General features: G+C 53.2%; 17 protein-coding genes. All 17 read left to right on the top strand.

Annotation, left to right across the window (positions count from 1 at the left end; all coding sequences use genetic code 11):
- The first annotated feature begins 51 nt into the window (after window positions 1-51).
- The 17 genes from OR1_RS02295 to holA all read left to right on the top strand — a co-directional run bounded on the left by OR1_RS02295 (window position 52) and on the right by holA (window position 19,397).
- Window positions 52-1,740, top strand: coding sequence for a DUF4388 domain-containing protein (locus tag OR1_RS02295; protein WP_041969702.1), 1,689 nt, complete (start codon window positions 52-54; stop codon window positions 1,738-1,740).
- Window positions 1,737-2,102, top strand: coding sequence for a response regulator (locus OR1_RS02290; RefSeq protein WP_041969701.1), 366 nt, complete (start codon window positions 1,737-1,739; stop codon window positions 2,100-2,102). The genes OR1_RS02295 and OR1_RS02290 overlap by 4 nt, the downstream gene beginning before the upstream one ends.
- Window positions 2,103-2,131: 29 nt before the next feature.
- Window positions 2,132-4,180, top strand: a complete 2,049-nt coding sequence (locus tag OR1_RS02285; RefSeq protein WP_041969699.1) for a chemotaxis protein CheA — start codon at window positions 2,132-2,134, stop codon at window positions 4,178-4,180.
- Window positions 4,181-4,192: 12 nt separating this feature from the next.
- The gene (locus OR1_RS02280) at window positions 4,193-4,996 is read left to right on the top strand and encodes an ExeA family protein (RefSeq protein ID WP_041969697.1); all 804 of its coding nucleotides are present in this window, start codon (window positions 4,193-4,195) and stop codon (window positions 4,994-4,996) included.
- A 25-nt stretch (window positions 4,997-5,021) separates the two neighbouring features.
- Window positions 5,022-5,966: a chemotaxis protein CheW gene (locus tag OR1_RS02275; protein WP_052440203.1), complete on the top strand. Its 945-nt coding sequence runs from the start codon at window positions 5,022-5,024 to the stop codon at window positions 5,964-5,966.
- Between the two features lie 12 nt (window positions 5,967-5,978).
- On the top strand, window positions 5,979-6,365 hold the full coding sequence (locus OR1_RS02270) for a response regulator transcription factor (protein WP_041969696.1): 387 nt from the start codon (window positions 5,979-5,981) through the stop codon (window positions 6,363-6,365).
- 8 nt (window positions 6,366-6,373) lie between these two features.
- Window positions 6,374-6,856: a chemotaxis protein CheW gene (locus OR1_RS02265; protein ID WP_041969695.1), complete on the top strand. Its 483-nt coding sequence runs from the start codon at window positions 6,374-6,376 to the stop codon at window positions 6,854-6,856.
- A 6-nt stretch (window positions 6,857-6,862) separates the two neighbouring features.
- On the top strand, window positions 6,863-7,840 hold the full coding sequence (locus OR1_RS20520; protein ID WP_052440202.1) for a zinc-ribbon domain-containing protein: 978 nt from the start codon (window positions 6,863-6,865) through the stop codon (window positions 7,838-7,840).
- 15 nt (window positions 7,841-7,855) lie between these two features.
- Window positions 7,856-9,871, top strand: coding sequence for a HEAT repeat domain-containing protein (locus OR1_RS02255; protein WP_041969693.1), 2,016 nt, complete (start codon window positions 7,856-7,858; stop codon window positions 9,869-9,871).
- Window positions 9,871-10,746 (top strand): protein-glutamate O-methyltransferase CheR, encoded by an 876-nt coding sequence (locus OR1_RS02250; protein WP_152609795.1) that lies wholly within the window; start codon window positions 9,871-9,873, stop codon window positions 10,744-10,746. The genes OR1_RS02255 and OR1_RS02250 overlap by 1 nt, the downstream gene beginning before the upstream one ends.
- Entirely contained in the window at window positions 10,743-11,825 is a 1,083-nt protein-coding gene (gene cheB / locus OR1_RS02245; protein WP_041969691.1) for a chemotaxis-specific protein-glutamate methyltransferase CheB, read from the top strand. The genes OR1_RS02250 and cheB overlap by 4 nt, the downstream gene beginning before the upstream one ends.
- A gap of 29 nt (window positions 11,826-11,854) precedes the next feature.
- A complete protein-coding gene (locus OR1_RS02240; RefSeq protein ID WP_041969690.1) occupies window positions 11,855-12,679 on the top strand; it encodes a GAF domain-containing protein in 825 nt (274 codons plus the stop codon).
- Between the two features lie 31 nt (window positions 12,680-12,710).
- Window positions 12,711-13,088: a response regulator gene (locus OR1_RS02235; RefSeq protein WP_041969689.1), complete on the top strand. Its 378-nt coding sequence runs from the start codon at window positions 12,711-12,713 to the stop codon at window positions 13,086-13,088.
- Between the two features lie 62 nt (window positions 13,089-13,150).
- Complete coding sequence (locus tag OR1_RS02230; RefSeq protein WP_041969688.1) at window positions 13,151-15,280, top strand: c(7)-type cytochrome triheme domain-containing protein; 2,130 nt, start codon at window positions 13,151-13,153, stop codon at window positions 15,278-15,280.
- Between the two features lie 20 nt (window positions 15,281-15,300).
- Window positions 15,301-17,775 carry a leucine--tRNA ligase gene (gene leuS / locus OR1_RS02225; protein WP_041969687.1) on the top strand — a complete coding sequence of 825 codons (2,475 nt, stop codon included), beginning with the start codon at window positions 15,301-15,303 and terminating at the stop codon, window positions 17,773-17,775.
- A gap of 92 nt (window positions 17,776-17,867) precedes the next feature.
- The gene (lptE, locus tag OR1_RS02220; RefSeq protein ID WP_160295195.1) at window positions 17,868-18,353 is read left to right on the top strand and encodes an LptE family protein; all 486 of its coding nucleotides are present in this window, start codon (window positions 17,868-17,870) and stop codon (window positions 18,351-18,353) included.
- 45 nt (window positions 18,354-18,398) lie between these two features.
- Window positions 18,399-19,397 carry a DNA polymerase III subunit delta gene (gene holA, locus OR1_RS02215; protein ID WP_041969686.1) on the top strand — a complete coding sequence of 333 codons (999 nt, stop codon included), beginning with the start codon at window positions 18,399-18,401 and terminating at the stop codon, window positions 19,395-19,397.
- Window positions 19,398-19,405 lie beyond the last annotated feature (8 nt).

Here is a 19,405-nt window from a genome sequence, read left to right as displayed (position 1 = left end):
ACCGTGGGATAATTCGTCAATCCGTTGTTGTCGACATTTGGAGTGCAGCGCATGAGCCTTGTGGGGAACCTCAAAGACCTGGGTTTGGCCGAAATACTCCAGATTGTCAGCCTGAGCCGAAAATCCGGGGTCCTGGGAATCAAGAGCGATGACCGGGACGCAAACATAGTTTTTCGGCAGGGTCAGGTCGTAAAGGCCACCTCGACCAGTTATCCGGTCGATCTTGCCGGTACCCTGGTGGCAAGGGGTATGGTGGACAGCGTCGCACTGGAGCGGGCAAAATCCCGTCAGCAGGAGGAGGGGGGACGCCGCAGGCTCGGTGATATTCTGGTCCAGGAGAGCATTGTCGAGCCATCCGTTCTGGAAGAGCTCGTGCACGGGCTGGTGGAGCAAACCGTCTACTCGCTCTTTGAATGGGAAGAAGGAACATTCGATTTCGATCTGCAGGACAATCTCGATACTGTTGACGACATCTGCACCGATCCTTTGCAGTTCATGCTTGAAAAGGGGCTGAATGCCCAGTTCCTGGCAATGGAGGGGTCGCGCATGCAGGATGAGCAGCGGCACGCGTCATCCGGGGGAGAGGTTCGCAAATCCGGCACTCAAGCCGATGAGAATGTCGATTTTGCCTTTGATCTGCTTAAGGAATCCTGCCCTGCACCGGCCGGGGAAGAATTTGCGGATGTGCCGCAAATTCCCCTCAAGACCGGGTTGTTGTTGATAGATGACGATGAGGTCATCAGGACTGCCCTTGCCGAAATCCTGGAAGCAAACGGCTATTCGGTCAATTGTTTTGCCAAAGGGGAGGATGCGTTGATTGCGATCGACTCCCTGCATAACGAAGGGGGCACCCCTCTTGTCCTTCTGGATCTCATCATGCCCAGAATGGATGGTTCCGGTTTACTTGGGGGGCTCGAACTCCTGGAACTGCTTCATTCGAATTTCCCGACATTAAAAATATTGGTCATGACTGATCGTCATGATGCCGCTGCGGAACGAAAGCTTGCCGCAATGGGATATCCGCTGATCATGAAGCCGTTGCTGAACAACGGGTCGGCAGATGCGGCAATCCAACGTTTTGGCGAACGGCTCTTGGCCGATCTATCCGTCCTGAGCTCCGGAGAGCAAAGGCCGGCTTCGGAAACCTTCAATATCGGGGATGAACTCAGAAGGGAGATGGGAGAAGATTCTCCCCCCCCGGTTTCTCCGAACCAAAGCACCGGGATATCACTGTTGCGCGGCATGTTGGAGGAGTTGAACGATCCAGCGCTAGGTGGCGGGATTATTCTTCTTGTGCTCAGGTTTGCGTCCGAGTTCATGGCCAGGGCAGTCATCTTCATCGTCAAGGAGGATGAGATTGTCGGGCTAGGCCAGTTCGGCATCGATAGCGGCGAGCAATCCGGTGATGCCAGGGTGAGGGCCATGCGAGTGCCTTTAGGCGAGGAAACCGTATTCAGTGAGGTTGTTGAATCGCAACTTCCTGTTAAACTGCAAATGGATGATAGCCGGTGGTGCCGGTATCTGCTTGACTATCTCGGCGGCAGCCCGAAAGAGGCGTTCCTTGGCCCGATAGTGAGTGAGGGGAAGGTGGTTGCCATTCTTTACGGAGATAACGGTCATGATCCCCGGCCGATCGGGGATACCGATTCTTTGGAAATCTTTCTTTCCCAGGCCGGGATCGCCATGGAGAAGGCGTTGCTGCAGAGAAAACTGAAAGAAAAGCGTTTGGAGGGGATGTGAAAAAGATACTTATTGCCGAAGATTCGCCTGCAATGCGTTCACTGGTAATCTCCACCATAGAGGTCATGGATGGTTACGAGATCGTCGAGGCAGCCAACGGTTTTGAGGCTCTGCGTCTTTTACCGCGGGAAAATGTCGATCTGGTAATAACGGACATAAATATGCCGGACATAAATGGCCTCGAATTAATACGCTACATACGCAATAACGAGAATTACGGATCAATTCCGCTTTTTATAATTTCCACCGAGAGCAGTGAAAAGGATCTTGCCAAGGGGTTGGCCCTCGGAGCCAATGAATACCTGATCAAACCTTTTGACCCGTCACAGTTGCAGAGTCTGTTGAAAAAATACCTGGGCTGAGCCCATTCCAAGGGAGTGACATACAGAAAATGTCAGGTGCAGGCGACACCATAGGCAAGGCGGTCAAAGATTTCCTCGCAGAGGCGGAAGAGATTGTCGACCAGCTGAATAACGATCTGGTCAACCTGGGGGATTGCGCCGATACCGGCGACTGCAACCCGGATCTTCTCAATTCGATCTTTCGGGGAGCCCATTCACTTAAAGGGCTGGCAGGTATTTTCGGTTTCGGCGAAATCGGGGAGTTGGCCCACAACATGGAGAACCTGCTGGACTCGCTCCGTCTGGGTAAAATCAATCTGAACCCGTCAATCATGAATGTCCTGTTTGACGCCATGGATCTCCTGGGGAACCTGGTCCGTGGCGCAGGCGACGGCCATCTCGATACCAGCGGGATTCCGGCAATGGTAGCCAGGATTAATACCTGCGCCAATACCTCCCGTAACAATGCCGATGATTCCCCGCTTGCCTCACTTGGGCTATCCGAATCGGTGCTCAACGCCCTTACGGAATACGAAGAACACCGGCTGATCGAGAATGTGAAGAAAGGTAAATCAATCTTCTCCATCATCGCTTCTTTCAGTTTGACAACCTTTGACCAGGAGCTTGGCGATCTGACCGATGTGCTGAAAAAGGAAGGGGAGGTCATCAGCACTCTCCCGAGTGTCGGCAGCGGCAACAGCGGCGGCATTGATTTCGAGATCCTGTTCGGATCGGCCCGGAGTTGCGACGAAATAGCCGCCATAATTGACCGGCCCGGAGTTACCATAAGCCAGTTGGGGGGAGCTTCTTCCGTTTCCATGCCGGTTGCAACGGCACCAGTTCACTTCGAAGAGCCGCAGTCCGAGCCTGTACCGGTCCAGCAGAGTGCCGAGGCAGGAATGACCGCCAAGAGCATGAGCCGGATGGTCAGGGTCGATATCCTGAAACTGGACGAGCTTATGAACATTGTCGGCGAACTGGTGCTCTCCCATTCGACAATTAATGAACTTGTAGGGAAGGTGCGCGGCAGCGGCTATTCCACTCTGGCCATCGAGTTAGGCAAGGCGGCAAAAGGGTTGCAGCGCAAGTTGAACGAACTGCAAAAGGGGGTCATGGAAATCCGGATGATCCCGGTCGGACAGCTTTATGAGAAGATGTCCCGCATTGTGCGCAAGATTGCCAGGGAACAGGGGAAAAAGATCGATCTGCGCCTGTTCGGGGCGGACACTGAACTGGATAAACTGATCATCGAGGACATCTCCGACCCGATGATGCACATCATCAGGAATTCCATCGATCACGGCATCGAACCTCCGACTGAGAGGGTTCGTCTCGGTAAGGATGAAAAAGGGGCTATCAGGCTTTCGTCATTTCAGAAAGGAAATCACGTTGTTATTGAGGTCGAGGATGATGGCCGCGGTATCGATATCGACCGGGTCAAGAATAAGGCCATTGAGAAAGGTCTGATCCAGAAAGGTGACATCCTTTCCGAGCGGGAGGCTTTGGAACTCATATTCCTGCCCGGGTTTTCGACCAGCGAGAAGGTGACAGATGTTTCGGGCCGGGGCGTTGGCATGGATGTGGTGCGGAACAACATCGCGGCGGTTTCGGGCATGGTTGACATAGAAACCCGACCCGGACTCGGGAGCAAGGTGATTATCACCTTGCCGATAACTCTCGCCATTATCAAGGCGCTAATCATCAGTGTTGCCGGCCGCACGTACGCAATGCCGATTACTTCCGTGCTGGAAACCATCCTGGTCGAGAGCAGGGAAATTCTCACGGTGGAACGGCGGGAGGTCATACAGCTTCGTGACATGACTCTGCCGCTGGTTCGACTGGCCGATATCTTTGAGCTCAACGACATAGCTGCCTCTCCCGAGCTCTTTTACGTGGTTGTGGTCGGAGTGGCGGAGAAACGGTTGGGGATCGTAGTCGATGATCTTATCGGCCAGCAGGATATTGTCATAAAGTCCATCGGAGAAACCTTCAAGGGTTTCAGGGGAATATCCGGCGCCGCGGATCTGGGCGACCAGAGAACCATTCTGGTTCTGGATGTCGGCGGCATTATCGCGGAATCTACCCGGGGAAGCATTTGAGGATAATGTTTAATGTATAGGGATTTTTACGGATTCACTGAAAAGCCGTTCAGCAAGACCCCTGATCCTCGCTATCTGTATTTGAGCAGAGGGCATCGGGAGGCTCTCGCCCGCCTGAAATATGTTCTGGAGGAAAAAGAGTTTGCGCTGCTCACCGGAGAAATAGGGTGCGGTAAGACGACCATTTCGCGGGCTCTCATGGACACCATGGGAGAGTCCTACCGCTTCTGTTTTGTGCTCAATCCCCGGCTGACGCCAATGGAGTTTTTGCGGACCGTTGCCCGAAGCCTCTGTTCGGACGTCCCGGCTACGAGTAAGGAAGACCTGCTTCAGGAGATGACGGATTCCCTTTACCGCTTTCACTGTGAAGGGATCAGCCCGGTCCTGGTGATCGACGAGGCCCAGTTGATTCCCGACCGGGAGGTGTACGACGAGATCCGGCTGCTCACCAATTTCCAACTGGATGACAGGAACCTGCTCAGCGTTATCCTTATGGGCCAGCCGGAACTGCGCACCATTCTCTCTGCACCTCAATATGAGCCATTCCGTCAGCGGATTGCTATCAAGTATCACTTAAAACCGCTGACCCTGGAAGAGACCCAGGAATACCTGGATTTCCGCATGGAGGTCGCCGGTGGGTATCCGGGGCTGTTCACTCCGGATGCGGTGCAGAAAATCTTTGAACTGTCCGGCGGTGTGCCGCGGATGATCAACCTTGTGGCCACAAATGCGCTGCTGGAGGGGTTCGGCAGGGAACAGTCGTTTATAGATGCAGAACTGGTGGAGTCTCTTCGGGGCGAATTGACACATTCATAGATTATAGTAATTCGGGTAGATCACCATGAACCTTGCAGAAATACGAAAAAAAGCCAATCGCGATCGTGACGAAGCAGCGGCAACGCCTGCTAAAGGCCAACCTGTTGTTTCGGCACCGCCGGAGTTGAAAAACGAGTGTTATGAGGAACAGGAGCCGATCCGGATTGATCTGGGTATTGAGGATGAACCTGAGCCTGAGCCGGTTTCGGAGTCCCCTGAGAATGCTGCGATAGAGGACGTACCCTTTGAAGTGCCTGAGAAGGTGGCTGAGCCCGCCATACCGGAACCCCCCCAGCCGATCAAGGCCCCTGCAATACCGGCATCGACAGCAATGGAATATTCAGCTTCCCTTAACCTACCCCCGGGCGAATTTGCCAAACCCGATCTGTCCGTAGCCGCTCCGGAACCGGAGGAGGAGCCACAGGAAGCGCAGGAAAGGCATTTCGACCCGCTGGCAATACTCCTGTCAGGCCGTGCTTCATCGGGTTTCGGCGATGAACAGCTGGCCTTGTCCGATGAGCATTCTGAGGCAGAAGTCGCGGATTACCAGGAATTTCTCTGTTTCCGGGTCTGTAACGAGCAATACGCGATCAATATCATGGAGATCAAGGAGATTATCAAGCCCAGGGAGATCACTGAGGTACCGCGGGTTCCGGAGTTCATCACCGGCGTGCTTTCCCTTAGGGGGATCATCATCCCTGTTTTCAACATGGGCAAGCGGTTGCATCTCGAACCTGTGGCCCCTAGTTCCAAGGAACGGATCATTGTAGTCAGTAAAGGGGAGGAGCTTTTCGGTATCCAGGTGGATGAGGTGCTCCAAGTGGTCAGGATCCCGGAAGGAGGCATTGAACAGCCGCCCGCAGTCCTCGAAGGAATTGACCGCGATTTTGTTCAGGGGATTGGGCGCCATCCCAGCGGCATGTTGATTCTCTTGAATCTGGAAAGCATCCTGGATGTATCTCTGTTCTGAAAGGGAGTTAAGATGACCGTAAAGCGGAACAGGATTCTGATTGTGGAGGATGAGGAGAGCCTTCTCAAATTGGAGAGCATACTGCTTTCCTCCAAGGGATATCGGGTAGTCGGCGTTGCCGATGGGGTTGCCGCCATTGATGAGTTATCCAGAAATTGCCCCGATCTCGTCATACTGGATGTAATGCTGCCGGGAATTGACGGTTTCGAGGTGTGTCGCAGGATCAAGACCGATCCTGTCACCTGTAAAGTGCCGGTGATAATACTTACGGCCCGCAAGAACACGCAGGATATGGACCGCGGGAAGGATGCCGGGGCAGACGCATATATTACCAAGCCGTTCAAGTCGGCCCAGTTGATAGGGACAATAGAGCGTATTCTTTCTTCTGTGCCGGAGTAGGGGATTAAATGTACCGTGAAATTCAGGAAATACAGGTAGCCTGTTTTCGCCTCGGAGCTGATCTCTATGCTATCGATATCATGCGGATAAAAGAGATCATTCGTCCTCTCAAGCTTACCTGCCTTCCCCGATTCCCTGATTTTGTGGAGGGGATAATCAATCTGAGAGGCATTGTGATGCCGGTGGTTGATCTCCGGAAGCGCTTTGGCCTTCCCGAGAATGAGACTACCTCCAACACCCGTCTCCTGATCGTAAATCTGACCGGGCAGGTCCTTGCCCTGGTTGTGGACGAGGTGACCGAGGTGGTTACTGTAGCGGTCAAGGATATCAAGCCTCCTCCTGCTCTCGGAGAAGGGATCGATACCGAGTATCTGCTGGGGGTTTGCCTGGTCAGGCAGGATATGATCATGCTGCTGAATATTGACCGGCTGCTCTCAACACACGAAGCAAGGGAACTCGGTAAAATAAATGGCGGTCTCAAGGAGGCGTGAGCGGATATGCAGATCGTTTGCCCACAATGTAAATCACGTTTCAGCTTTGATGAGACCAGAATCGAATCCTCGGGAGTAAAGCTCCGCTGCGGGAAGTGTAAAGCCGTTTTCAAAGTTGTGCGCAAGCCGGGGGATACCCGGGTTTCCGCCGAAACGCCTTCTGCAACGGAAGTCACGAAACCCAAGTTGTTTGTTGCCAATGAAAGTCCGGCGTTTTGTTCCGCAGTTCAAAAAGTCCTTGCCGGAGAACCGGTTGAAGTAATTTCTTTCAATGACGGGCTTGAGACAATGCGCGCGATCGAGTGCCAAAAACCCGCAGTGGTTCTTCTGGATGTCGCGTTGCCGTCCATGTACGGGTTTGAGATTTGTGAGTCGGTAAGACATAACCCAGACCTTGATAATGTAAAACTGATACTGGTGGCTTCTATTTACGACAAAACCAAATATAAGCGCACCCCATCGTCGCTGTACGGTGCCGATGCTTACATTGAAAAACACCACATTCCGGATTCACTGGCTCCCCTGGTAAAGAAATTGATCAGAGGTGAGAACGAAGATCGTCAAATTTCCGAGGAGCAGGTGGAGACCGTCGCTTCGATCACCGCGGCGGCCGAAGCAGACGACTTGGGAGTTCCGGCCGGTGACGAGTCGGCGAGAGACGAGATCAGGCGGGATGAAGAACTGGCGACAACCGTGCCTTCCTCGTCGGCAGCACACATGCCTCTGGAGGAATTTTCCGAAGCAACCGTTAAGGCAAGAAGGTTGGCCCGCATAATTGTTTCGGACATCCTTCTCTACAATCAGGAAAAGGTCCTGGAAGGGATAAAAAGCGGATCTTTCTACGAATTGCTGCGAGAAGAAATAAAGGAAGGTAAAGCGCTTTATGCCCGTCGGGTTTCTCCTGAGGTAGCAAATGGGACGGCTTTTCTGGACGATGCCTTTGAGCAGTTGATCTCTGTCAAGCGGAATGAATTGGGGCTTTAGCGGCTGGAGTTGCCTATGAAAAATGGAATTGATACAGTGCATTCTCTGAGACAGCTGTTCAGCTCTTCGGAAGAAGAGCAACGGCGCATTGCGGTTGCTTCGCTCATCAAGCTCTCATTTTCCGATATCAGGGAGATGCTTTACGAGGCTATGGGTGATGAGAGCTGGAGGGTGCGCAAGGAGGCGCTGGAGGTCCTTTATCGCTATCCGATCGAAGACCGGGTTATCGAGGATATGGTCGGACTCCTAAGGGCGAGTGACAATGCCGGTCTGCGTAATTCGGCTTGCGAGGCTCTGGAAAAATTCGGCGAAAAGTCGGTCCCGGTGCTGAGCCGCTATATCGATGATGAAGATCATGATGTAAGGAAATTCGTTATCGATGTGCTTGGCAACATCGGCTCTCAGGAACCGGTGCCGCTCTTGATCCGTGCCCTCAGGGACGAAGACCCGAATGTCTCTTCCGCTGCAGCGGAAAATCTCGGGAAGATCGGAGATCCCCGTGCTGTTCCGGAACTGGTGGCAGTATTGGACCGAGGCAATATCTCACTCTGTTACACGGTACTTGAGGCGTTGGGGCGGATAGGCAAGCCGGTACCCGTTGAAACCGTAATAGCTCTCGCCGACGAATCGCTGCTGAAGAAACCTCTGATTGACTGCCTGGGAGCAATCGGTGATGTCGAAGTGGTGCCGTTTCTTATCGATGGCTTGCGGGAGAAAGCAAAACATGTCAGGGCCGCGGCAGCGTCGTCGCTGCTCATGATCCGGGAGGGGCTTTCTAGAGAATTGGCCCATGAAAAGATCGACGCACAGTTAAGGGGATTTGCCGGCACGGATTTCGCGCGTGAGTTCATATCTGCAATTACTGAAACGGAAAAACATCTTTCCGAACCGCTGATCAGAATTCTGGGGCTATTGGGTGATCCGGCAGCTGCCATGCTGTTGCTGGAAGGGTGCCGTGACGACAGGCTCAGAGGTGGCTGCCTCAACTCTTTCAGGGAAATCGGCGCCGAAGGTCTGCACGCACTCATACGGGCGTATCCGGAGTCGGACGATGAGCAAAAATGCTACATAACCTATATTTGCGGTGAATTGGGGTGTCCGGAGAGCGCCAATATTCTGAGGGAGGGGATGAAGAGCAGATCCCACATGCTCAGGCGTGTTGCGGTCATTGCCGCGGGGAACATCGGCTCTGCTGAAATTATCCCTGATATCGAACCCCTTCTCGACGATGATGAACTGGATGTGAGGGTTGGGGCGGTTGAAGCGCTCGGCCGGCTGGTTGACAAGGATCGCATCGCCGTGGAAAGGATTGCCGCTGACCTGTCCACATCACCGGTTCCCGAAAAGCGGCGCAGCTCGACCTCGCTGTACGCGGCTTTGAGGTCGACGGAGCGACTGGCCCGGCTGATAAAGGATGAGGACGCCAATGTTCGCACCGCAGCGGTTTTCTCGCTGGCAGAACTGAAAGATCCGGCTAGCGTCAACCATCTGGTTATGGCTCTGGTGGATGAAGAACCTAATGTGCGGATGGCGGTGGCCGGGGCTTTGGGCGAGTTTGGCGGTGATTTTGTCGTCCAACCGCTGATGCTGGCTTTAAAGGACCAGAACCAGTGGGTTAAATGCGCTGCCCTCCGAAGCCTTGGCGCGTTGCGCGTGGCAGATGCAGAGCCGGCTATTTCCGAACTTGTCGCTAACTCGGAAGGCATTGTTCTGATCGCTGCTCTCAAGACCATGCTCGAAATCAACGGCGAATCGGCAAAACGGCTCTGCATCAAAGCCCTTGAGCACGGCGACAGTGAGATTGTGAAGGCCGCGGTCGAGATTCTCATTCATATCGATGACAGCTGGCTCGACGACCAGTCGGACCGGCTGCTGTTTCATGACCAATGGGATATCCGCAGTATTTTCATCAAGGCACTCGCAGAATATCGGGGAGCTAAAGCGCTCCCGCTACTGAAGGCCGCTCTTGAAAGAGAGACCGACGATCTTGTCAGGCGGCAATTAACGGATCTTCTGGGCGAGTTTACATGATTTTTGGCGCTGATCCAGAATTCCAGATGTCCGATGAAGAATTCCGGTTGATTCGGGATCTGGTATATAACCACTGCGGGATGTTCTTTGCTTCTGACGCAAAGTACCTGCTGGAAAAGCGCCTGTCTTCCCGGCTGGCCTATCACAACCTGGCAAGCTACAAGGATTATTATCTTCTCCTGAAGTACGACATCAGGAAAGAGCAGGAAATGTCCGACTTGATGGACGTGCTTACCACCAATGAGACCTATTTCTTCAGAGAGGCGTTTCAACTGAAGGCGTTTACGGACGAGATCGTCCCGGAGATCGTTGCGGCCAAGTCGAAAAAGGGGGACCGTTCTTTAAGAATATGGAGTGCCGGCTGTTCAACAGGAGAAGAGCCGTACACGATTGCGATGCTGCTTCTTGAAAATCCCCTTCTCAAAGATTGGCGGATCGAGATAATCGGTACGGACATCAGTCATAGAGTTCTTCTGCAAGCCAGGAAGGGGGTCTACGGCAAGGGCTCCTTCCGGGCCACCGACGCCGCTTATGTCGAGCACTACTTCAGGGAACAGGAGGGGGGAAGCTACAAGATCGCCGACCAGGTGCGCGAACTGGTCACCATCAGCCAGCTTAATCTGTTCGACCATAACCGCCTTGCGCTGCTGGGAAGGATGGATATCATTTTCTGTAGGAATGTGATCATTTATTTTGACCAGCCGGCCAAGAAAAAGGTGGTGGAGATGTTCTGCCAGGCGCTTTACCCCGGCGGATTCCTACTCCTGGGGCATTCGGAGTCTTTGATGAACATAACCACCCTGTTCACCCTGAGACATCTGAAAAACGACATGGTCTATCAGAAGCCGTTGACCGTCTCCGGAGGTGTCTTGTGAGGCTGATCAGGGTTGTGGTTATCGATGACTCAGCCTACAACCGCCGGACTATTACAAAAATGCTTGAGGAGATTGAGGCCGTGGAGGTGGTCGGCTATGCCGCCAATGGGGAAGAGGGACTGAAACGAGTCATTGACTTGCGCCCCGATCTTATCACTCTTGACCTGGAAATGCCGCGGATGGACGGCTTTACGATGCTGAGGATCATGATGAACTCATGCCCGACACCGACAATCGTAATCAGTGCAAATAGTGAGGATGAACGGGTATTCAAGGCGCTTGAACTCGGCGCTGCGGATTTTATTGCCAAGCCGACCAGTACCATCTCCGAAGAGATTATTAAGATCAAGGAGGATCTTTTTGCCAAGGTTCGTAACGTTTTTAACCTGAATGTATCCAGGCTCAGACGTCACGACGAGATTCAATCCGCTGATGATCGGACCGTCCGGGGAGTGGATCTGCACATGCCCCTGAAGCCGGAACTGGTATCACGTTTCGAAATGCTGGCAATCGGCTCTTCAACCGGAGGGCCGCCGGCCTTGCAGGCGGTGTTCGCATCTTTGCCGGCAGAACTCCCTTATGGAGTTGCCGTTTCCCAGCACATGCCCCCGGGGTTTACCAGGGCTTTTGCCGAGAGGTTGAACCGGACACTCCCTTATGAGGTTATTGAAGCGGAAGATGGCGACTATGTCAGGCCAAACAGAGTTCTTATCGCCCCTGGCGGGAAAAACCTGGTTTTTCAGAAGGTGCCGGACGGGGTGGTTGCCCGGACCGTCCAACCCAGTTCGAGCGACAGGTATATACCTTCAGTTGATGCGATGTTTTCATCGTTGGCAACCATTTTTGGACCCAGACTCCTCTCAGTGGTACTGACCGGGATGGGGAACGACGGCAGCAAGGGGGTAATGGCTGTGAAGGCTGCCGGTGGTGAAGTGATGGCAGAGGCCGAGGATTCGGCGGTGGTTTTCGGAATGCCGCGCGAGGCGATCGCTACCGGTGTGGTAACTGCGATTGCTCCGATTGAGTTAATGGGAAGAGAGATTGCACTTCATAGCGGATTGCTGAAATATTCCGCCTGATATTTATCATCTAACATAGGAGTGTTGACATGCCACTGGATGACGATAAAGGTTTCCTCAACAGGGCTGATGAATTCATGCAGGTTTTCAAGAAAGGCGCCGAATTCACTCAAGAACTCCTGAGGGAAAATGAGAGGCTTCGCTTTCGTATTCTGGAAATGGAAAACGTCAATAATGCAGTACCTGCCAACATAAACAATCAGGGGGAAAACCTTCGGCTCTTGCAGCGGATCGCGGAGCTTGAGAGCGAAAAGGCGGATATCGTTGAGAGGATCAGGCAGGTTGAGGAGGAGAACAAGGACTTTGCCAACCGTTATGTCGAAATAGAGTCCGAGAACAACAATCTGGCCAATCTTTATATTGCCAGCTATCAGCTGCATTCAACTCTGGACTTTCCGGAGGTGTTGCAGATCATAATAGAAATAGTGATTAATCTTATCGGCGCCGAGAATTTTGCCATAATGCTTCTTGATGAAAAGACCAGGATGCTGGAGGCCGTGGCGTCTGAAGGTATTGATCGGGAAATGGTTCCCAAGGTTTCCATGGGTGGAGGGGTGATCGGGGAAGTGGCAAAAACAGGAGAGAACTATTTTGTCCCGGATCTTGATAGTTACGAAATGGACATGAACAGTCCGATGGTCTGCATCCCGCTCAAAATCAAGGAACAGTGCATAGGCGTTCTGGTGATATACAAGCTGCTGATGCAGAAGAAATCATTCGCCGACGTTGATTTCGAGCTGTTTACCCTGTTGGCTGGTCATGCGGCGACGGCAATATTCAGTTCCAGGCTTTATTCGGATTCAGAGCGGAAGCTGAACACAATTCAGGGATTTCTTGATTTACTGACAAAATAAAGGTATATACAGTTCTTCTGAGGGGGCAGACATGCAGGAATTCAAGGTGCTGATCGTAGAAGATTCGCCCACCATGCGCCAGTTGATCTCCTTTGCTTTGAAACGTTTGCGCGGTATAAGGATTGTTGAGGCGAATGACGGGGTCGACGGGCTAAAAAAGTTGTCTTCCGAAAACTTTGATCTGATCTTTACCGACATCAACATGCCGGTCATGGATGGCCTGAAATTGGTCAGCCTGGTACGGAACGATCCGAACAATAAGAATATACCAATCGTGATAATAACCACAGAGGGTGCCCAGGAAGACAGAGAACGTGCCCTTGCTCTCGGAGCAAACGACTACATCACCAAGCCGATCCAGCCGAATCGGATTCTGGACGTGACACGTAGTCTACTGCACATTCCTTAACCCTCCGCTCGCCTAAACCAGCGAGTCGTCTTTTCCCATCGCTCCATCGCGAGGAGTCTGTCTTGAAACGCTTCTTCGTGTCGGCGCTGTTGTTGCTGGCAGCGCCGTTACTCCTGTTTGCCAAGGACTACAAGAAGGTAACCTTCAGTACGGAGAATGCCGGCAAGGTTATCTTTGACCATGACGTCCACCTGAAAAAGCTGGCAAACGATTGTACGGTTTGTCACAGCTCCCTCTACCAGATCGGCAAGAAAAACCCGGTTGTTACCATGGCTGAGATGGAGAAAGGGAAGTCGTGCGGTCATTGCCACAACAAGTCCCGCGCTTTCCACGTGTCGGAGTGCGTAAGGTGCCACGTTGTCGACAAGGTGCCGATAGTAATCCCTGATTTCGGGACCATCCTTTTTGACCATAAATTCCATCTTGGTCTATATACCTGTGCCGATTGCCACAACAAGTATTTCTTCGCCCAGTCGGGTAAGAATCCTCACGTTACCATGAAGCAGATGGAAGGGGGTAAGTCCTGCGGTGCCTGCCATGACGGCAAGACCGGTTTTTCCGTAAAGGGTGATTGCGTCCGCTGCCATATTGTCAAGGATATCCCCTTTGCTGCGGCAGATCCTTTCAGCCACTCCTATCATCTGAAAATGTTCGGCTGCTACGATTGCCACAGCAAGCTCTTTATTGCCGGCCCCAATGCCAAAAGGCATACCATGAAAGAGATGGAGAGCGGCAGTTCCTGCGGTGGTTGTCATGATGCCAAGACCGCATTTTCCGTCAAGGGGGACTGCAACCGTTGCCATAAGTCGGTCGGTGATGTGAATTTCAAGGCATCCCAGGCCCTGTTCCCGCATTCATTCCATCTCAAGATTTACCGTTGCGGAGATTGCCACAGCGGTATCTATACAGCTGGCCCCCTCCGTACCGCATACACCATGGCCGACATGGAGAAAAAAATCGGCCGTTCCTGCGGTGCCTGCCATGAGGGGGATATGGCATTCTCGGCCTGGGGAAACTGCAACCGTTGCCACACCGGGACAAAAGAACTGGAATGGAAGATCCCCGGAGCAGGCAAGGCAGTTTTCAGCCACACCTTTCACATGGGGAAAAAGTTCAGTTGCGATGACTGTCACTTCAAGCTTTTTACCACCGGGACCATGGCCAAGCGTTTCACCATGAAACAGATGGAGAAGGGTGAATCCTGCGGCGGGTGCCATAACGGCAAAGCAGCCTTCAGTGTGTCGGCAAACTGCGGTCGCTGTCATCCGGTGAAGGATATTGATTTTGTCCTAAGCGCCAGGTTCAGTCACACCTATCATTACGCCCTGTACTCCTGTACCGCCTGTCACAACAAACTGTTCAAGGACGGGGTTGGCAACAAGAGCAGGACCATGCCGGATATGGAGAAAGGCCTTTCCTGCGGTGCCTGCCATCTGAGCGGCAGGGATGCCTTTTCGGTTGCCGGGAGTTGTAACCGGTGCCATCAGGGGGCACCCGAACTGCAGATAAACTCCATGGGGGCAGGGCCTACCCCGTTCAGCCACAAATTCCATACATCGGTTTACAAGTGCGATGATTGTCATAACAAGCTGTTTACCACCGGTGTTGCGGCAAAAAGATATACCATGGCACAGATGGAGGCAGGCAAGTCTTGCGGTGGCTGCCACAACGACAAGGATGCATTTACTGCGGCCGCAAATTGTACCCGCTGTCATCCGGTCAAAGATATTCCTTTCAAGGCTTCGGGCGGGTTGTTCAAACACTCGGCTCATATCACGCTCTATCGCTGCAACCGGTGCCATGACAGCATCTTTATCGCTGGCCCGGGGAGACGTTCCTTCACGATGCCCGACATGGAATCCGGTAAATCGTGCGGGACCTGTCATGATGGCAAAGAAGCCTTTTCCGTCAAGAAGGATTGCAACAAGTGCCATCCGCATACCAAGGCGATCAAGTATGAATTCCCCGACAAAAAGACGAGCAGTGCTTTTTTCAGCCACAAGGCGCATAAGGAAAAGGGATACAAATGCGTCGATTGTCATTACAAGATATTTGCCACCGGTGTGAACCGCAGGTCATATACGATGGCGGAAATGCAGTCCGGTAAATCGTGCGGTGCCTGCCATGCGTATAATATTACCGGAAGCCCTAATTGTGCCAGATGCCATAAAGGCGATAACGAAGTTATGTAATCAATGATTCGGAGGAGAGCGTGGAGGAGAAATACCAGCCAGCGGTTGTCGAAGAAAAATGGCAAAAACATTGGGAAGAGAACAAGAGTTTCAAGGTTTCCCATGATACTGCCAGATCCAAATACTATCTGCTCGAGATGTTTCCGTACCCGTCGGGACGTATCCATATGGGACATGTTAGGAATTATTCCATTGGCGATGTAATCGCCAGGTTTAAGCGGATGAACGGTTTCAATGTTCTCCATCCGATGGGGTGGGATGCCTTCGGGATGCCGGCGGAAAATGCGGCCATCCAGCACAAGAGCCACCCGGCTGTCTGGACGTATGACAATATCGCCTACATGCGCGGCCAGCTGAAAAAGATGGGGCTCTCGTACGATTGGGATCGCGAGCTTGCCACCTGCGATCTTGATTATTACAAGTGGGAGCAGAAGCTGTTCCTGCTGATGTACGACAAGGGGCTTGCTTACAAGCGCAATGCTGCGGTCAACTGGTGCCCGAAGTGTGAGACGGTTCTTGCCAACGAGCAGGTTGAAGATGGCTGTTGCTGGAGATGCGACAGCGAGGTCATGCAGAAGGAACTTGATCAGTGGTTTTTCCGGATTACCGATTATGCCGAAGAACTGCTCGACTGGACAAACAGGCTCCCCGGCTGGCCGGAGCGGGTACTGGTCATGCAGCGCAACTGGATCGGGAAGAGTTTCGGCTGCGAGATCGACTTTGCCATCGAAGGCAGGGACGATGCAATCAGGGTATTTACTACCCGCCAGGACACGCTCTTCGGTGCAACCTTCATGTCTCTGGCTCCCGAGCACCCGCTGGCACTGGACCTGACGACTGCCGACCGCCGCAGTGAGGTAGAGGCGTTCATCGACAGGGTCAGAAAGACCGAGAAGGCCAGGAGGACTGCCGAAGACCTGGAAAAGGAGGGGGTATTCACCGGGTCGTACTGCATCAACCCGGTGACCGGACGGCGGATGCCGGTCTATCTTGCGAATTTTGTCCTTCTCGACTATGGCACTGGAGCGGTTATGGCCGTACCGACTCATGATCAGAGGGATTTCGAATTTGCCCAGAAATACGATCTGCCGCTACAGGTGGTTATCCAGCCGCCCGGGGATCTGCTCGATGCGACAACCATGAAATCCGCCTACACGGAACCCGGCATCATGGCCAATTCGGGTGATTTCAACGGCATGAACAGCAATGACGCCAAGGAAAAGATTGCCGACTACCTCGAGTCAAAAGGGCTCGGTACCAAGACGGTCAATTTCCGGTTGCGCGACTGGTTGATATCGAGACAGCGTTACTGGGGGAATCCGATCCCGGTCATTTACTGCGACTGCTGCGGAGTAGTACCGGTTCCGGAACAGGATCTGCCGGTAATTCTCCCCAAGGATGTGGCATTCACCGGTGAGGGCGGGAATCCTCTTGCCAAGGTCGAATCTTTCGTGAAGGTCCCCTGTCCGAAGTGCGGCAAGCCGGCACGCCGGGAAACCGATACCATGGACACTTTCGTGCAGTCCTCCTGGTACTTCCTGCGCTACTGTTGTCCGAGTTTCGATTCCGGGCCGATTGACAAGGGCGAGACCGAATACTGGATGTCGGTGGACCAGTATATCGGCGGCATCGAGCATGCGGTCCTGCATCTGCTCTACGCCAGATTTTTCACCAAGGTCCTGCGGGATCTCGGTTACGTTGACATAGACGAACCGTTCACCAATCTTCTGACCCAGGGGATGGTAATCAAGGACGGGGCAAAGATGAGCAAGTCCAAAGGAAACGTGGTCGATCCTGATGCGCTCATCCGGAAATACGGGGCAGACACGGCGCGTCTTTTTTCACTCTTTGCCGCGCCACCGGAGAAGGATCTCGACTGGAGCGACAACGGGGTGGACGGAAGTTTCCGGTTTCTCAACCGGGTATGGAAACTTGTCTTTGAGTTGAAGCCTCTGCTTGAAGGAGCCGGGCCGCTTGATCTCGATAAGCTGGGAGACGAGGGAAAGGCGCTACGCCGGGTTCTGCATAAGACCATTCGCAAGGTCACGGAAGATGTCGGAGAGAGGTTTCACTTCAACACCGCGATTTCCGCCATCATGGAGCTAGTCAATGCGGTATTTTCCTTTGAGGCCAGGAATGACTCCGCCAATAGAGCGGTGCTCAAGGAGACAGTAGAAGCCATGGTGCTCTTGCTGGCGCCGTTCGTGCCTCATTTTGCCGAGGAATTATGGCGTGTCCTGGGGCATGAAGGTGGCGTGGAGGTGCAAGGCTGGCCGAGATACGACGCCTCTGCAGCAGTGGATGAGGAACTCCTGGTTGTTCTTCAGGTAAACGGCAAGCTCAGGGGTAAGGTCACGGTTCCTGCGGATGCTACCCAGGAGTCGGTCCAGCAGGCGGCGCTGGCTGATCCGAAAATCCAGATGCATCTTGAGGGGAAGGCGATCCGCAAGGTCATTTACGTACCGGGCAAGTTGTTGAATATTGTGGTCGGCTGATCCCTCCTTTTGGGTGAAGACATTGCGACCCTGCAGGCAACGCTTGCGGGGTCGTCGACTATGGAGGATAGCCGTTGTACGGATTTATCAAAGTGTTAATTCTTATTGCATTTGCCGTCTTGACCGGCTGCGGTTACGGTTTGGTGAAGCGGGATGTTTCCCGCAACCAGACGATTGCCATCCCTTTGTTCGGCAATAAGACGTTCCGGCCAAACCTGGAATCATGCGTCACCGAGAGGCTGGTAGACCTCTTTGCCCGGACCGGCGGTGGAAGGGTAGTGAGCCCTGCCAATGCCGACCTTGAGCTCACAGGGGACATTCTTGACTACAGCGAGTCTGTAAGCGGATATAACGCCAGTGACAAGGTTGCGGTCTACCGGGTGGTGATGACTGTCGAGGCATCATTACGGGAACGCAAGAGCGGCAATGTCCTATGGAAAGGGGTCTTGCGAGCGGGACAGGACTATCCCACCAGCAGCGACCTTGCTTTAAAGCTTAATGCCGAGGATGCGGCGCGACGCGAGCTGTGCCGGAAACTGGCCGAAGATATCGAGAGAGAAAGCGGAAACAGCTTTTAGACGCTGGCGTTTCGTTGTTTGCAATTACAGCTTGAGGGACCGGAAGTGAAACCAGAAGAACTTGACGCAGCAATCGGCAGGGGAGAGATCGCGCCAATTTATTATTTCCATGGCGATGAGCCTTATCTCATGGAACGGGGGATCAACAGGCTTCTGGAACGTCTCGTAGATCCGGCAAGCCGCGACTTTAATCTCAATGTGTACTACGGAGCCGAGTGCAAGGGTGAAGAGGTGGCCGACACCGCCCAGACGATGCCGATGTTTGCCGACTGGCGGGTGGTCCTGGTAAAGCGCGGGGAGGCCCTCTCTTCGGCAGCTTTGGATCAGCTCTCGATCTATCTCCAGAACCCTTCCCCTTCCACCTGCCTGATAATCCAGGGAGAAAAAATCGACCAGCGGAAAAAATTCTTCACAGAACTTAAAAAGCACGGCGTTCTGGTGGAATGCAAAAGGCCTTACGAGAACCAGCTCGGCGGATTCATCAGGGCCGAGGCCGGAGGGTACGGCAAGAAGATCAATCCGGCGGCCGCGGAGATGCTGGTGCATCTTGTCGGGAACAATCTGCAGGAACTGGCTTCCCAGATCGAAAAGGTCGCGACGTACGCAGGTCAACGCCCGACAATAGAGCTGTCGGATGTTCGCAGCATTGTTTCCGATACCAAGGTGGACAATGTTTTTGAACTAACCAATGCCCTTGGGGACAGGAACCTCGCTGCTGCGATGAGGAAGCTTCAGACCATTCTTCGGGACGGCGAGGCGCCTTTGATGCTCCTTGCGATGATCACCCGTCATTTTCGACAGATCTGGCAGGTACGGGAGTTGATTGACCGCAGTGCCGGCGAACAGGAAATCGCCAAGAAGACCGGGATCAATCCGTATTTCCTGAAAGGGATGCTCAAACAGGCGCGAAATTTTACCACGACGGACTGCCGGCTGCTCTTTGAGCTGTTTTTCTCGGCAGATCTGGCGATGAAAAGCGGGGGCAGGTCTACAATCGTAATCGGAGAGCTGGTAGCGAAGATTTGCGGCGGGAACCTTAACTAATGCAAAAG

Source organism: Geobacter sp. OR-1, from assembly GCF_000813145.1.
In the GTDB taxonomy this organism is placed as follows: domain Bacteria; phylum Desulfobacterota; class Desulfuromonadia; order Geobacterales; family DSM-12255; genus Geoanaerobacter.
The sequence above is the reverse complement of the archived record's forward strand: the minus strand, read 5'-3'. Positions and strand labels throughout refer to the sequence as shown.